Source organism: Aeromicrobium sp. A1-2, assembly GCF_003443875.1.
Classification (GTDB): Bacteria; Actinomycetota; Actinomycetes; order Propionibacteriales; family Nocardioidaceae; genus Aeromicrobium.
This window is the reverse complement of the sequence record NZ_CP027482.1, coordinates 1,479,807-1,492,921: the sequence shown is the minus strand read 5'-3', so window position 1 is coordinate 1,492,921 and position 13,115 is coordinate 1,479,807. Positions and strand designations below refer to the sequence as shown.

Annotated in this window: 16 protein-coding genes; 9 read left to right on the top strand and 7 right to left on the bottom strand. The window is 67.1% G+C overall.

The genetic code is table 11. From position 1 onward, the window contains the following. Positions 1 to 47 precede the first annotated feature (47 nt). The gene (locus C6I20_RS07310; protein WP_118395354.1) at positions 48 to 530 is read left to right on the top strand and encodes a cation:proton antiporter regulatory subunit; all 483 of its coding nucleotides are present in this window, start codon (positions 48 to 50) and stop codon (positions 528 to 530) included. Position 531: 1 nt separating this feature from the next. Continuing rightward, entirely contained in the window at positions 532 to 1,704 is a 1,173-nt protein-coding gene (locus C6I20_RS07305; protein ID WP_118395353.1) for a cation:proton antiporter, read from the top strand. A 78-nt stretch (positions 1,705 to 1,782) separates the two neighbouring features. Here the strand turns inward: C6I20_RS07305 and C6I20_RS07300 are convergent, their stop codons facing one another. Continuing rightward, positions 1,783 to 3,729 (bottom strand): SulP family inorganic anion transporter, encoded by a 1,947-nt coding sequence (locus C6I20_RS07300; RefSeq protein ID WP_118395352.1) that lies wholly within the window; start codon positions 3,727 to 3,729, stop codon positions 1,783 to 1,785. Between the two features lie 158 nt (positions 3,730 to 3,887). Between C6I20_RS07300 and C6I20_RS07295 the strand changes: the two genes are divergently transcribed. Continuing rightward, positions 3,888 to 4,181: a hypothetical protein gene (locus C6I20_RS07295; RefSeq protein WP_118395351.1), complete on the top strand. Its 294-nt coding sequence runs from the start codon at positions 3,888 to 3,890 to the stop codon at positions 4,179 to 4,181. A gap of 45 nt (positions 4,182 to 4,226) precedes the next feature. Here the strand turns inward: C6I20_RS07295 and C6I20_RS07290 are convergent, their stop codons facing one another. Next, on the bottom strand, positions 4,227 to 5,495 hold the full coding sequence (locus C6I20_RS07290; RefSeq protein ID WP_118395350.1) for a glutaminase: 1,269 nt from the start codon (positions 5,493 to 5,495) through the stop codon (positions 4,227 to 4,229). A 277-nt stretch (positions 5,496 to 5,772) separates the two neighbouring features. Between C6I20_RS07290 and C6I20_RS07285 the strand changes: the two genes are divergently transcribed. Further along, a complete protein-coding gene (locus tag C6I20_RS07285) occupies positions 5,773 to 6,276 on the top strand; it encodes a PASTA domain-containing protein (RefSeq protein WP_118395349.1) in 504 nt (167 codons plus the stop codon). Positions 6,277 to 6,536: 260 nt separating this feature from the next. Here C6I20_RS07285 and C6I20_RS07280 read toward each other — a convergent pair whose 3' ends face one another. The 3 genes from C6I20_RS07280 to C6I20_RS07270 all read right to left on the bottom strand — a co-directional run bounded on the left by C6I20_RS07280 (position 6,537) and on the right by C6I20_RS07270 (position 8,764). Then, on the bottom strand, positions 6,537 to 7,199 hold the full coding sequence (locus tag C6I20_RS07280) for a Crp/Fnr family transcriptional regulator (RefSeq protein WP_254052285.1): 663 nt from the start codon (positions 7,197 to 7,199) through the stop codon (positions 6,537 to 6,539). A 178-nt stretch (positions 7,200 to 7,377) separates the two neighbouring features. Then, complete coding sequence (locus C6I20_RS07275; RefSeq protein ID WP_254052284.1) at positions 7,378 to 8,220, bottom strand: cytochrome c biogenesis CcdA family protein; 843 nt, start codon at positions 8,218 to 8,220, stop codon at positions 7,378 to 7,380. A 40-nt stretch (positions 8,221 to 8,260) separates the two neighbouring features. Next, positions 8,261 to 8,764: a redoxin family protein gene (locus C6I20_RS07270; protein WP_162891181.1), complete on the bottom strand. Its 504-nt coding sequence runs from the start codon at positions 8,762 to 8,764 to the stop codon at positions 8,261 to 8,263. A gap of 127 nt (positions 8,765 to 8,891) precedes the next feature. Here C6I20_RS07270 and C6I20_RS07265 point away from each other — a divergent pair, with 127 nt between their 5' ends. From C6I20_RS07265 to C6I20_RS07255, 3 genes are all read left to right on the top strand, one after another. Continuing rightward, positions 8,892 to 10,046, top strand: coding sequence for a DUF3179 domain-containing protein (locus C6I20_RS07265; protein ID WP_118398710.1), 1,155 nt, complete (start codon positions 8,892 to 8,894; stop codon positions 10,044 to 10,046). A gap of 100 nt (positions 10,047 to 10,146) precedes the next feature. Continuing rightward, positions 10,147 to 10,743 carry a TIGR00730 family Rossman fold protein gene (locus C6I20_RS07260; RefSeq protein WP_118395345.1) on the top strand — a complete coding sequence of 199 codons (597 nt, stop codon included), beginning with the start codon at positions 10,147 to 10,149 and terminating at the stop codon, positions 10,741 to 10,743. Further along, positions 10,740 to 11,141 carry an NUDIX domain-containing protein gene (locus tag C6I20_RS07255; protein ID WP_118395344.1) on the top strand — a complete coding sequence of 134 codons (402 nt, stop codon included), beginning with the start codon at positions 10,740 to 10,742 and terminating at the stop codon, positions 11,139 to 11,141. Before C6I20_RS07260 ends, C6I20_RS07255 begins: the two co-directional genes overlap by 4 nt. Here the strand turns inward: C6I20_RS07255 and C6I20_RS07250 are convergent. Beyond that, the gene (locus tag C6I20_RS07250; RefSeq protein WP_118398708.1) at positions 11,138 to 11,506 is read right to left on the bottom strand and encodes an RNA-binding S4 domain-containing protein; all 369 of its coding nucleotides are present in this window, start codon (positions 11,504 to 11,506) and stop codon (positions 11,138 to 11,140) included. The genes C6I20_RS07255 and C6I20_RS07250 overlap by 4 nt on opposite strands. Positions 11,507 to 11,556: 50 nt before the next feature. Between C6I20_RS07250 and C6I20_RS07245 the strand changes: the two genes are divergently transcribed. Continuing rightward, positions 11,557 to 11,790 carry an RNA-binding S4 domain-containing protein gene (locus C6I20_RS07245; RefSeq protein ID WP_118395343.1) on the top strand — a complete coding sequence of 78 codons (234 nt, stop codon included), beginning with the start codon at positions 11,557 to 11,559 and terminating at the stop codon, positions 11,788 to 11,790. A gap of 19 nt (positions 11,791 to 11,809) precedes the next feature. Here C6I20_RS07245 and C6I20_RS07240 read toward each other — a convergent pair whose 3' ends face one another. Continuing rightward, positions 11,810 to 12,211 carry a hypothetical protein gene (locus C6I20_RS07240; protein ID WP_118395342.1) on the bottom strand — a complete coding sequence of 134 codons (402 nt, stop codon included), beginning with the start codon at positions 12,209 to 12,211 and terminating at the stop codon, positions 11,810 to 11,812. 95 nt (positions 12,212 to 12,306) lie between these two features. Between C6I20_RS07240 and C6I20_RS07235 the strand changes: the two genes are divergently transcribed. Further along, positions 12,307 to 13,110 carry a spermidine synthase gene (locus C6I20_RS07235; RefSeq protein WP_118398706.1) on the top strand — a complete coding sequence of 268 codons (804 nt, stop codon included), beginning with the start codon at positions 12,307 to 12,309 and terminating at the stop codon, positions 13,108 to 13,110. Positions 13,111 to 13,115: the final 5 nt, after the last annotated feature.

Below are 13,115 nucleotides of genomic sequence, written 5' to 3'. Positions count from 1 at the left end.
GCCATTGGGCCCTTACCGTAGCGGGGGGCTGCGCTAGGTTGAGGCGTATGGAAATCGAGGAACTGCTGCTCCCCGGGGTCGGCCTGCGCTACGAGTTCGTCAACCATCGTGGTGCCCGGGTGGGGGTGGTCGCGCTCCGCAGTGGCGGGTTCGAGCTCTCGCTCTACGAGAGCAGCGATCCTGATCTGGCCTCGGCGACGTTCCATCTGGACACCCAGGAAGCCGACGCGCTGGCCCAGATCTTGGGAGCGCCCCGGATTTCCGAGCGGTTCGCCGACCTGACTCGTGAGGTGCCCGGGCTGTCCTCGGGTCAAGTCGAGATCAAGGCGGGTGCCGCGTACGTCGACCGCCCACTCGGAGACACCCGCGCCCGTACCCGCACCGGAGCGTCGATCGTCGCGATCGTCCGGGGCGAGCAGGTGTTCGCCTCGCCCGGACCTGAGGAGATCCTGCGGGCGGGTGACGTCCTTGTGGTCATCGGAACCAGCGACGGTCTGTCGGGGGTCGCGAGCCTGATCGCCTCCGACTGACGTGGAGGTATCGACAGGGCTGCTCCTCGAGCTCGGACTGCTGCTGCTAGTCCTGACGGTCCTCGGCTCCGGTGCTCGCAGGCTGGGCCTGTCACCGATCCCGCTCTACCTCCTGGCGGGGCTGTTCCTCGGCCGCGGTGGGATCGCGACAGTGCCGGAGGCCAACGACTTCATCGAGGCCGGGGCCACGATAGGTCTGGTGCTGCTGCTGCTCGTCCTGGGACTCGAGTTCACGATCGACGAGTTCACGACCAGTCTTCGCCGTCACCTCGGATCAGCGGTCGTCGACCTCGTCCTCAACGCGACGCCCGGGGCGCTGGCCGGGTGGTTGCTCGGACTGGACACCGTGGGCATCGTGGCGCTCGCAGGCGCGACCTACATCTCGTCGTCCGGCATCATCGCGCGAGTCCTGGGGGATCTGCAGCGACTGGGCAACCGGGAGACCCCTGCGGTGCTCTCGGTCCTCGTTCTTGAGGATTTCGTCATGGCCGCCTACCTCCCGGTCCTGGCCGTGCTCGCCTCCGGAGGAACCTGGTGGCAGGCGCTCATCGGCGCCGCCGTCGCGGTGGGCGCACTGAGCGGCGCGCTCGTGGCCTCCCAGCGCTACGGACACCGAGTGGGTCAGCTGGTCTCCCACCCGGATCCCGAACAGCTGCTGCTGCGGGTTCTGGGGCTCACACTCGTCGTCGCTGCTTTTGCCGAATTCGTGCACGCCTCAGCCGCGGTTGGAGCCTTCCTCGTCGGCCTCACGCTGACGGGCGCGGTCGCGGACCGGGCCAGAGCCGTCCTTTCACCCCTGCGGGACCTGTTCGCAGCCGTGTTCTTCCTCGCGATCGGCCTGGCCGTCGACCCCAGCGACCTGCTTCCTGCCCTCCCCGCGGCCGCCTTGTTGGCCGTCGTCACGGTCGTCAGCAAGATCGCCACCGGGTGGTACGCGGCCGGCCGAGAAGGAGCCGGCCGTCCCGGACGGTGGCGCGCAGGAACAGCTCTGACGGCCCGCGGCGAGTTCTCGCTGGTCATCATCGGCCTGGTTGGGACCCAGCACGAATCGCTGGGCGACCTGGTGACGGCCTACGTCATCGTGCTCGCGGTCCTGGGTCCGCTGCTGGCCCGAATGCCGCCCCCGCGTCTGCTCCTCCGTCCCCGGACCACGCCACGAGATTCCGCTCCATGACGCTCGAGGCGATCGTGCCGCACCGTCGCGGGCCAGGAGAGGGCCGGCGCATGATCGTACCGGTGGCCGGCCCGCAGGTCAGTTGATGCTGCGATAGCGATCGTGCTGGAAGCCGTTCCAGGCGCGATGGACCGCCTCGGTCGACGAGCTGTCGGCGTCGCCCTCGGGGAACGCCACGGTCAGCGCGGCGGTGAGCGACTCCGGCTCGTGCAGCTCGAGCAGCGCATGGGCGGCATCGACCGCGACATCGGCGTGTTCGCTACGAATGCGGTGACGAAGGGGATCGGTCTGCGGGTAGCCGGTGGAACGGGAAGGCTGCGGATCGGCGGTCACATGGTGTCCGTTCTGAGTCGGCGCGATCCCCAGGAGGGCTCGGGCATGCTCAATCGCGGCGGGGGTGTCGGCGAAGGTGTGTCCGTCGAGGTGGTGGGGCGCAACCCCCAGGGCGGCGAGGATCTGGTGGTGCTCGTCGGAGATCCCCGAGAGCAGGACGGTGATTCCACGCTTCTCGAGCCGGGTGATTGCATCACCCAGGACCTGGGCGCCGGTCGCATCAACGGTGGAGATCCGTGACATGCGCAGGATGATGACCCGCACGTCGGAGACCTCGGTGAGCTCGAGCAGGAAGCGATGGGCCGCGCCGAAGAACAGTGGTCCATCGATCCGGTACGCCACGATGTGCTCCGACATCAGGGCGTGCTCCTCGGCCGAGTGGTCCGTCGACTCCAGCGGCACGCGGTCGAGCCGTGAGCTCAGGGCGATCGAGCGAAGCGCGAGGATGATTGCGAGGCCGAGTCCGACCCCGACCGCGGTCACCAGGTCGAAGGCGACCGTGACGACGAACGTCAGAGTCAGCACCGCAGCATCCGATCGTGTCGACCGTGCCAGGGCCAGCAGTGAGCTGACCTCGACCATCCGAATGGTGGTCGCGAGCAATACCCCGGCGAGAGCGGCCAGCGGGATCTCGGCCACCAGGGGAGCGGCCACGAGCACGAAGGCCAGCAGGACGATCGCGTGGAAGAACGCCGCCAGCTTGGAGCCGGCGCCCGAGCGGACATTGACGGCCGTGCGAGCGATCGCGGCAGTTGCGGGTATTCCCCCGAACAGCGGCACTGCGAGGTTGGCCAGCCCCTGGCCAAAGAGTTCCCGATCGGGGTCATGATGCTCGTCGACGCTCATGCCGTCCGCGACGGTTGCCGAGAGCAGGCTCTCCAGCGCGGCGAGGGTCGCCACGGCCAGGGCCGACGGGAGCAGGAGCATCAGCGAGCCTGCATCGAAGAATCCGAGCGAAGGGACAGGAAGTCCGGAGGGAATCGCGCCGAGGGGCGTGAGCCCGAGCGTGGTGACCTGGGCGACGATCGTCGCGCCGACGACACCCACGAGGGAGAACGGGATCGTGGGGCGCCACCGAGCACCGACCAGCATGATGGCGGCCACACCGATGGCCATCAGCAGGGGAGCGGGATCGGGCTGTGACACGTAGCGGGTGACCGCATCTGCCGCGACGGCCCAAACCTTCTCCTGATCACCGGCCGTGACGCCGAGCGCTGCAGGAAGCTGTTGCATCGCGATCACGACCGCGATGCCGGCGGTGAATCCCTCGACGACCGGCATCGGGAGGAAGCGGACGTATCGGCCGAGACGAGCGAACGCCAGGACGATCAGGACGACTCCGGCCATGAGCCCGACCATCAGGACGCCCGACGCGCCGAAGTCGTGGACGACCGGCACAAGAACGACCGTCATGGCGCCGGTGGGGCCCGAAACCTGGAGATTGGAGCCGCCGAACACCGCAGCGATCATGCCGGCCACGATGGCCGTGACCAGGCCGGCCTGGGCGCCAAGACCTGAGGTGACGCCGAAGGCCAGAGCCAAGGGCAGTGCGATGATCGCGACCGTGACACCCGCCACGAGATCGCGACGGGGCGACCTGCGGACGGCGTCCCAGTCGGATCGCTGCGGCAGCAGGGCAATGACGCGCGAGCCTGCGAGGCGAAGACTTGAGGCGGCGTGTGTGGTGGACATACTCACGTGCGCACGATTTGGTTCACAGTGTGATCATTTCACGACTTGAAGAAGTCTTCAAGCAACTGTGAGCGGCGAGACATGGCGCAAGGAACTCTGTGCAGGATGGACTGCGCCTGACGGGCACACGTGGCGCATGCCGGTTGCCAGGAGTCTGGATGTACGGGGATGGGGGCCCGTTGGCCGAGGCTGCCCACGGCGCGAAGGCCGCCGCAAGCCTGGCGTGGCTCGTCGTGCTGCCGCTGGGCCGCGCAGCCGAGACGTACGCGCACTACGTGCCACCGGGAGCGGTCTTCGCGGTCTCCACGACGCTTGTCGACTCGATCCGGGCCTCCTGCCAGAGCCTGGGCGCGATCTTCCTCGGTGCGTTCTTGGCGTGCGGCGCTGCTGACGTCAGCGGGGGCGATCCAGCAGGTCCTGGATGCGCTCCGGCCGACCGGGTGACTGGCTGACGGGGCGACACCAGCGTTCGACCTCCGCGGGCAGCCTCATCGTGGCTACGTAGACGCCGTCCCGTCGGCGAGCGAGTCGACGACCGTGAGACGTTCCGAGCCGACATCTGCGGCTTCGGGCAGGGCGCATTCGGGGTCGACCAGCACGACTTCCAGACCGTCCTCCCCGAGGCGCCGCACGCTTTCCAGCAGCATGCGTCGGCCGACGTCGTGCAGACGATAGACGCGGGTCAGGTCCAGCGCGACCCGCCGGGTCTCGTGCTCACCCTCTGCGATCGCCCGGACGATGGTCTCGGCGCCGGCGAAGCGAAGGTCTCCTTGCACTTCGTAGACCGTCATGGGGTCGTCACCCTCGGTGACATAGGCCCCGCGGAGCGCCGAGCGTCCCTCCTGGGCGACGTCCATCAGGTGCATGCCCATGTCGCGCGAGAGCCGCTCGAATGCTTCGACGCCGCGCACGCTGCTGCCGTGCGAATCGAGCCGGGGTGAGAAGACCGCGATCCCGACCTGCCCGGGCAGCGCGCCGATCACGCCGCCGGAGACTCCGCTCTTGGCGGGAATCCCGACGTCGGTCATCCAGTCGCCCGCCGCGTCGTACATGCCGCAGGTCATCATCACGCTCAGGACCTGGCGCACCACAGGTCGGCTCAGCAAAGTCTCATGTGTCAGGGGGTGGACGCCGGCATTGGCCAGGGTCGCGGCCATGATCGCGAGATCCTGGCACGACACCTTGACCGAGCACTGACGGGTGTAGCCCCTAACGATCTCGACCGGGTCGCAGTCGAGTGTCTTGGCGGCTTTCAGCAGGTGAGCCATGCCGAGGTTGCGGTGGGCCGACGCCAGCTCGGAGACGAAGGCCTGCTCGTCGACGACCAGATCACGCCCAGCGAAACGACTGAATCCTGCGCGAACCCGCTCGGACTGTGCCGCGCTGTCGTCACCGTCGACCAAGGAGTGGGTGAGGAGGGCGCCAGCATTGATCATCGCATTCTTCGGGCGACCTGTTCCCCGCTCGACGGAGATCTCGTTGAATGCTTCGCCCGATGGCTCCACGCCGACACGTTCGTTGAGGGCGTCGATGCCTCGATCGGCGAGCGCGATCGCGTAGGTGAAGGGCTTCGACATCGACTGGATGGTGAACTCGACGTCGGCGTCGCCGGCAGTGTAGATCGTGCCGTCCACAGTGGCCACGCAGATGCCGAACCGGTCGGGGTCTGCTGCGGCCAGTTCGGGGATGTAGTCGGCTACGGCCCCGCCATCCTCACCGCAGGAATCAAGCACCTCGAGCAAGTAGTCCGGGATCGGGGAACGCATCCCGTCAGCGTAGGCGTTTGGGATGTGGGCGTGGGTGCGTGACACGTCGGCGCCGAGCCGCTGGATCGTCTGTCGTAGTCCCGTCCGTCCACGAATGTCAGAGCATCCGCGTGGTGTGCGTGAAAGCCTGTTACCTTTTGCTCACGTGAGCGCCCGAGCCTCGCGTTTCACCTCGGAACAGAGGCAACTTGTGAAATATCTGTTGGCTGCAGGGATGTGTGTCTTTGCGTTGTCCGGATGCTCTGGTGGCAGCGAAGCGGTAGTCCTGACTCCGGCAATGGAGAGCAAGAAGCTCGACGTGGCCATGACGTTGCTGCAGGACGCTGAAGTCCCGGAGGGTGACATCGACGTGATAGGTGGTGGGGTCTTGGGGGTCATCGACGAGTCCAACTGGGTCGTCTGCGCCCAGAAGCCGTCCGCCGGCGAGCCGCTGACCGGCGGGATATCCCTGACCGTCGAGCGCACTTGCGACGAGCCAGAGGCGCCTGCCACGCCGAGCCCAGCAGCCACAGCGACGAACGAAGAACCCGCCGAGGAAGCGCCTGCTGAGGTCTTCACGATGCCGAAGCTCGTCGGAGATGTTCTGCAGGATGCACAGGACGAGCTGCAGTCACTCGGGAGCTACGTGCTCCGCCAGGACGACGCGACCGGCGCAGGTCGTTTCCAGGTGCTGGACTCGAACTGGAAGGTGTGCCAACAAGAGCCCTCCGCAGGAACCAGCGTGCCGACCGACCGGCTGGTCGTCCTCACAGCCGTGAAGCTGAGCGAAGCCTGTCCCTAGCAGTCGCCGCCCGAGCGCGAGCTTCCCCGCGCAACGTCGGTCGCCTGGCTGGTCACCTCGCCACCAATGCGCAGACGTGGCAGAGCAGCACATGATCTCGATCTCATCGCCCAGCCCGACACAGGTCTTGAGCCTGACCTCATCTGGGACGCCGACGGTGTGCGGCGTCCTCGAAGAGGTCCACGGGGGCTGGGTCGTGTGGGGCCTTCGCTCAAGACCGTAGCGGGCCGCCACGAGGTTCGTCGTCGGCGTGAAGTGTTCTACTCGCCGGCTTCGGCGGCCAATCGGGCCAGGTCGGTGATGGTGATGCGGCCGCGGCCGAGATGCACCATTCCTTGGACCGCGTACTCGTTGAGGATCTTCGTCGCGGTTTCGCGTGACGTACCAGACAAGGCCGCAACCTGCTCGTGCGTGAGCTGAATCTGGATTCCACGGCCCAGGGTCCGACGGGGTGCTTGATCGGCCAGCAGGCACAACGTCCCGGCAATACGTTGGGGGACGCTCTTGAACACGGTGTCGGCAAGTCGACGTTCGAGCAGGGAGACGCGCTTGCCGAGGAACTCCGAAATGCGCGCCGCAATACGCGCGTCGGAAAGGAGGAACCGCTGCACGTCCGTTCTGCTCATCACGCACACGGTGATCTCGTCGAGCGCCTCGGCGAAATTCTCGTGCATCTGCTGTCCGAGCAGGAGCATCTCCCCGAAGATCGTGCCGGGGGTCAGGATGGCTGTGGTCAGGACACGGCCATCGAGCGCCACCCGGAAGATCCTCACCCGACCCTGCTTGAGGATGAAGAGCGACTCCATCGGTTGGGGCGGCGAGAACAAGATCTCTCCGGGGGCAAACTGACGCATGGGTGCCGCTGCGGCGATGGCCCCAATCTCCCGCTCGTTGAGATCGCTGAAGATATCGACCTCGGCCATGCACCAAAGGTCCTCGGAGCGCTGTCCGCGACGTTCCACGTCGGCAAGCTCCTCACGACGACCGGACGCCCACGGCCTCGCGCCGCAGACTTCGAGGTCCTCAAGTCGTTGCACCAAACAGTACGTCTCGGGAACTGCCTCATGGATATTTGTGTCAAACGGTCGAGTCATCGGACACTCACCTGCCCTTCGCGTGGTCAGCGGACGCGTCTGAACGACTCAGCAGGTGTCGAACCCAGTGCGCACCGCCGACGACAAGCAGAGACCCGATCATCGCGAGGCCGAACCCGCCAGGTCCGATCGAGGCCGTCGTGTTCGCCAACAAATGTTGGACGGACGCGGCGGACTCGATGATCGGGTCGCCCGGAGCCGCTCCACGCAGGACCCGAATCTCCCACCAACCGTAGTAGGCGACGTAGGCGCCAACCAGCAGAAGCACGACACCGCCGCCGGACAGCGGTACAGCCCGTCCCAGCTGTCTGGCGCCGCGGATCAGCGACTGCTGGGCCAGCGCCACCGCCAACGCCGCAGTGCCCACCACCAGACCCATTCCGGCGGCGTAGAGGAGGAACAGACCCGACCCCGCTAGCACGGAGTCGGCGCGGAACGCGGACACGACAACAGCCAGGAACGGAGCGATTGTGCAGGTCAGGCTGGCAAGTGCGTACGAGACACCAAACCCAAACATCGATCCGACCGAACGCGTGATGGGTGCGCCCGACCGCGGCCGCCCCTTCGGGAATGTGATGCTGCGGCCCGCCAGGAGCCACAGGCCCGCGCCGAAGATGGCGAGGCCGACCAGCAGGCTGAACCACGGGAGAAATCGCTGTGCCGAGCTGGCCACGGGTGCGACGATCAGACCAAAGACGGCGAACACCACGGTGAAGCCGGTCGTCATGGCTGCGGTCATCTTGAGTGCCCGTGCCACGGCGACCAGACGGCTCGGTTGGTTGTCGGTGACCAGCATCGTCAGATAGGCGGGCAGCAGTGCGAAGCCGCACGGGTTCAGCGCGGCGAGCATGCCCGCACCGAGTGCCAGGGCTCCAGTGGCCGAAAGCACGTCAGCCCACGAGCTCCGCCACCAGGTCGGCCAGCTGGACGTTGTCGAGGAAGCCTGAGCTGACCGTCCTGCCCTGCGCATCCACGATCAGGTAGGTGCTCTGCGCCGTGACACCGAAGTGTCGCCAGATCTCGCCGTCCTCATCGATGAGATGGATCGGACCGACGACCTGACGCGCGAAGGCCCGAATGTCGTCCTGATCGGCCAGGCCACCGACGCCGACGATGTTCACCTGTCCGGCGTACTGCTTGGCGAGGGAAGCAACGCTCCCGGCCTGGGCGCGGCAGGTGGGACACCACGGTGCCCAGAACCACAGGACGGTGGGTTTCGCCGCGAGCTGACGACCGTCGTACGTCGCACCGTCCAACGACTCGCCTGTGAAGGAGAAGCTGACAGCTGCCGCCCCGGAATCGGATGCCCCTGGCAGTGTCTGGCCGGCGCTTCCCGCGCACCCGCTGAGTGCCAGAAGTGCGGTCAGCAGACCGACGATCGTCTTGAGTTTCACACCGTCTCCTTGTCGTGGAACGTGATCACTCTGCAGAAACGTGAGCGATGCTTCCGTGACCGCGCTTACGGAACGAGCCGATCTGATGAAGAAAACTCGAGGCAGCCCGTCAAAGGAGACCGTGCTCATGGCCCGTCATCGACTGCCCCTACTGCTGACCACGGTGTTCTTGACGCTTGTCACGGCCTGCTCGAGCGCTGACACAGACGCTGCCGATCGTGAGGATGTCCCCTCGGCTCTGAAGGATCCGACCAATGCTGCCTTTCCGACCGCGTTGATCGACGTTGCCGAACTGAAGTCCGGTGGCCCGGCGCCTGACGGAATCCCGCCGATTGACGAGCCGAAGTTCGAGTCCGCGGCGGATGTGGACTGGCTCGAGGACGAGGAGCCCGTGCTCTCGCTGACTGTGGGAGGCGAGACACGGGCGTATCCGTTGCGGGTGATGACGTGGCACGAGATCGTCAACGACGAGGTCGGCGGTGAGCCTGTTGCGGTGACGTACTGCCCTTTGTGCAACTCCGGCGTCGCATTTCTTCGCACGGTGCCCGATCGTGGGGTTCTGAGCTTCGGCACCTCCGGCATGCTGTTCGCCGACAACTTGGTGATGTACGACCGGCAGACGGAGTCACTGTGGCCGCAGCTGACCGGGCAGGCGTCGGTGGGCGTACTCACTGGAACGCAGCTCGAGGCCATCCCCATGGGCACGGTCGCCTGGGGCGACTTCGTGGCAGCCGCGCCCGCTGCCAAGGTGCTGTCACGAGACACCGGATTCGACCGCCCGTATGGCACCAATCCGTATGCCGGGTATGACGACCCGTCAGGCGAGTTGCTGTTCGGACTTCCCGGGGAGGTCGACACCCGGCTCCCGGTGAAGGAGCGGGTCATCGGCATCAGTGACGACGCCGCGCATGTCGCCGTCCTTCGCAGCTCGCTGGTCGGCGAGGCACCCCTCGAGGTGACGGTCGGTGAGCGTGAGGTCGTTCTGTGGCACCTGCCGGGTCAGACCTCGGCACTCGACGCCGACACCATCGCCGGCGGAGATGAGATCGGAACGGTCGGTGTCTTCAGCCCCGTCCTCGACGGGCAAGAGCTGCATTTCAAGGCTGGCTCGGACGGATTCGTGGATCGCGAGACCGGCAGCGAGTGGAACATCCTGGGCCGGGCGACGGCCGGCAAGTTGAAGGGATCTGTTCTTGACGCCGTTCGACACCTCGACACGTTCTGGTTCGCGTGGGTCGTGTTCCACCCTGAGACGTCCCTCATCGGCTCGTCCGCTCGCTGAGCTCGGGGCGTCTTGGCGTGTCCGGTGGTTGTCAGGCGACCGTGGTGCCGGCACGACGGTCCCGTACGCCACGATGGAGGTCCCCGATGGAAGGACCTTGATGGCACTGCGTTCAGTGGCAGTCTTCTGTGGATCCAGCTTCGGCCACGATCCGGCCTACGCCGATGCGGCCCGGCTGACCGGACGCACGCTGGCCGAGCGGGGGATCGACGTCGTGTACGGCGGGGGCCACGTCGGCCTGATGGGTGTCGTGGCCGACGCCGCGATCCAGGCAGGCGGCCGGGTCATCGGGGTCATCCCGAGCGCGCTGGACGATCGCGAGCTCGCGCACCACGGTCTCACCGAGCTCCACGTCGTCGACTCGATGCACGCCCGCAAGCTCATGATGGCCGAGCTGTCCGACGCGTTCATCGCCCTCCCCGGTGGCGCAGGCACCCTCGAAGAGATCGCCGAGCAGTGGACCTGGGCGCAGCTCAGCATCCACGCCAAGCCTTCAGGCTTCCTCGACGTGCTGGGATTCTGGGCGCCGATGCGGCAGCTCGTGACCCAAATGGTCGAGACCGGGTTCGTTCAGCCCGAGCAGTCCCGCATCGTGTCATTCTCCGATGATCTGGACGAGCTGCTCCGGATGCTCCAGCTGCCGCCGAGCTGGACCGACAAGTGGGGGCACGACCCCGGCGAGGTCCTCAGCCCGTGACCGAACCCGTCATCCATGTGGCAGCCGCGCTGACCACCGACGTCGACGGCCGGGCGCTGATGGTGCGCAAGCACGGCACGACCGTCTTCATGCAACCCGGTGGCAAGATCGAGCCGGGGGAGAGCCCGCTGACCTGCCTGCGCCGTGAGCTGCTCGAGGAGGTGGGAATCGACCTGCCCGCCGAGGCGTTCACGTGGGTCGGGACCTTCGAGGAGGACGCCGCCAACGAGCCCGGCCACCGCGTCCTCGCGGAGGTTTTCAGCGTGACGGTCGACGCCACTGCGCCAGTCGCAGCGGCGGAGATTGCCGAGAGCATCTGGGTTGACCCGGCCGAACCCGGCGACATCGATCTGGCACCGTTGAGCACACGCGCGCTGCTGCCGCTGCTCGCGCGCTAGCGACCACGCAGCCGGTCCAGGGCGCGGCGGTCCCGCTTGGTCGGGCGACCCGCTCCGCGGTCGCGGCGGGGCGCGATCGGGACCTCTTCCTTGGGCGGAGGCGGGGGAGTGTGGTCCTCGTAGCACTCAACGGCCACGGATGCGCCGACCCGTTTGACGATGACCCGTTTGACGACGACCGTACGCATGCCGCCCTCGGTCAGCGCCTCGACCCGGTCGCCGATCTTGATCGGCTGCGCCGGCTTGGCCTTCGCGCCGTTGATGCGTACATGGCCCGCCTTGCACTCCGCCGATGCGATCGAGCGCGTCCTGTAGAGCCGTACGGAAGAAACCCATACGTCGGCGCGGGCCTGCGTGACCACCATGTCACCGATCCTCGCACGCATCGGGGAGCCCGTCGTGGCAGGCTGGCCACATGGCTTCCGACGACATCGACATCGTTCCGATCACTGGCGACATGATCCGCTTGGGTCAGTTCCTCAAGTTCGCCAACATCGCCGACTCGGGGGCCGCTGCCGGTGATCTGATCCAGGGCGGCGACGTCAAGGTCGACGGGGAGGTCGAGACCCGGCGCGGACGCCAGCTCGCCAAGGGCATGCTGATCGAGGTGCAGCTCCCCGGCACAACCCTGGCGGCCAAGGTCGGCTGACCTGACCTGACCCGGGCAGTCAGTCCAGGTGAGCGGCCACGGACGCGATCTTCCACTCGCTGCCATCCTTCTCGACCGGGATCATCTCGTCGAACGGCGTGCTGCCTTTGACGTACGACACCCGGACCGTGGCGGTGCTGCCGCTCTGCGAGACCACGGCATACGTGAAGCGGTCGGGCTCCAGCCCCTCGTCGTGATAGGCGCGCTGCACCTGCGCGACCTCGGCACAGTCCACCGACTGGGGGCTCTCCGAGACATCTCGCAGGGCCTGGCAGTTGCCGGTCGCGTACGCCATGGTCGCGGCGCGCACCGTGGGAATCGGTCCGGGGCCGTCCAGTCGGTCGCGTACGAGCGTGCCAGCCCATACGGCGCCGGCGAGGGCGACCAGCAGCACGGCCAGCGACAACAGACGTCTGGGCACCGCTTCATCCTCCCCAAGTCGAAGCCACGACGCTAGCGCGGCGCGGGGTCCAGCGCGAGCCGGATCTCACCTACAGTGGCCCGGTGACCGAGCCCGTGATCGAGATAGTCCAGGACCGGGACCGCCCATCTGGCTACACGCTGCGGATCGATGGAACCGACCAGTCCCACGTCGACGTCGACGACCCGACCCGGCTCGAGTTCGACTACATGCAGCGCATCGCGGATGTGATCGACGCGTTGGGATCGCCTGGCGAGCCGTTGCGGTTCCTCCACATCGGCGGGGCAGCTATGACGATTCCCCGCTACGTCGCGGCAACCCGCCCGACCTCGGCGCAGGTTGTGCTGGAGCCGGACGAACGGGTGACCACGCTGGTCCGCGAACAGCTACCCCTGCCGCGCCAGAGTGGAATCAAGGTGCGACCAGTCGACGGCAGGACGGGCGTTGCGGCACTGCGACCCGACTTCGCCGACGTCGTGATCCTAGATGCCTTTGACGGCGCCCGCATCCCGGCGGGTCTGACCACGACGGAGTTCTTCGCCGAGATGGCCCGGGTCACTGTCGACGGCGGGGTGGTCCTGCTCAACCTCGCCGACAAGGCACCGTTCCCCTACGTCCGCAGGGTCGTGCGAGGAGTGCGGGACAGCTTCGCGCAGGTCATGCTGAGCGCGGAGCCCGCGACCCTCAAGGGCCGCAGATTCGGCAACGTACTGGTCACGGCGTCGCAACGTCCCCTGCCGTGGGAGGGACTGGCCAGACGAGCGGCGAGCTCGCCGTTCCCGTATCGCGTGCTTCCCTATCGCGACGTCGTCGAGGGCTTCGCGGCAAGGTCGCCCTTCACGGACGCCGACGCCGAGCGTTCGCCGGCGCCTCCCGGCGGAGTGGCGTTCTTCCGCTGACGTCG

Bases quoted from the DNA above. Each gene is read 5' to 3' on its own strand.
- C6I20_RS07310 (WP_118395354.1), top strand. From the start codon at position 48: ATGGAAATCGAGGAACTGCTGCTCCCCGGGGTCGGCCTGCGCTACGAG.
- C6I20_RS07300 (WP_118395352.1), bottom strand. From the start codon at position 3,729: ATGTCCACCACACACGCCGCCTCAAGTCTTCGCCTCGCAGGCTCGCGC.
- C6I20_RS07295 (WP_118395351.1), top strand. From the start codon at position 3,888: ATGTACGGGGATGGGGGCCCGTTGGCCGAGGCTGCCCACGGCGCGAAG.
- C6I20_RS07290 (WP_118395350.1), bottom strand. From the start codon at position 5,495: ATGCGTTCCCCGATCCCGGACTACTTGCTCGAGGTGCTTGATTCCTGC.
- C6I20_RS07285 (WP_118395349.1), top strand. From the start codon at position 5,773: ATGGAGAGCAAGAAGCTCGACGTGGCCATGACGTTGCTGCAGGACGCT.
- C6I20_RS07280 (WP_254052285.1), bottom strand. From the start codon at position 7,199: ATGGCCGAGGTCGATATCTTCAGCGATCTCAACGAGCGGGAGATTGGG.
- C6I20_RS07275 (WP_254052284.1), bottom strand. From the start codon at position 8,220: ATGCTCGCCGCGCTGAACCCGTGCGGCTTCGCACTGCTGCCCGCCTAT.
- C6I20_RS07265 (WP_118398710.1), top strand. From the start codon at position 8,892: ATGGCCCGTCATCGACTGCCCCTACTGCTGACCACGGTGTTCTTGACG.
- C6I20_RS07260 (WP_118395345.1), top strand. From the start codon at position 10,147: ATGGCACTGCGTTCAGTGGCAGTCTTCTGTGGATCCAGCTTCGGCCAC.
- C6I20_RS07250 (WP_118398708.1), bottom strand. From the start codon at position 11,506: ATGGTGGTCACGCAGGCCCGCGCCGACGTATGGGTTTCTTCCGTACGG.
- C6I20_RS07245 (WP_118395343.1), top strand. From the start codon at position 11,557: ATGGCTTCCGACGACATCGACATCGTTCCGATCACTGGCGACATGATC.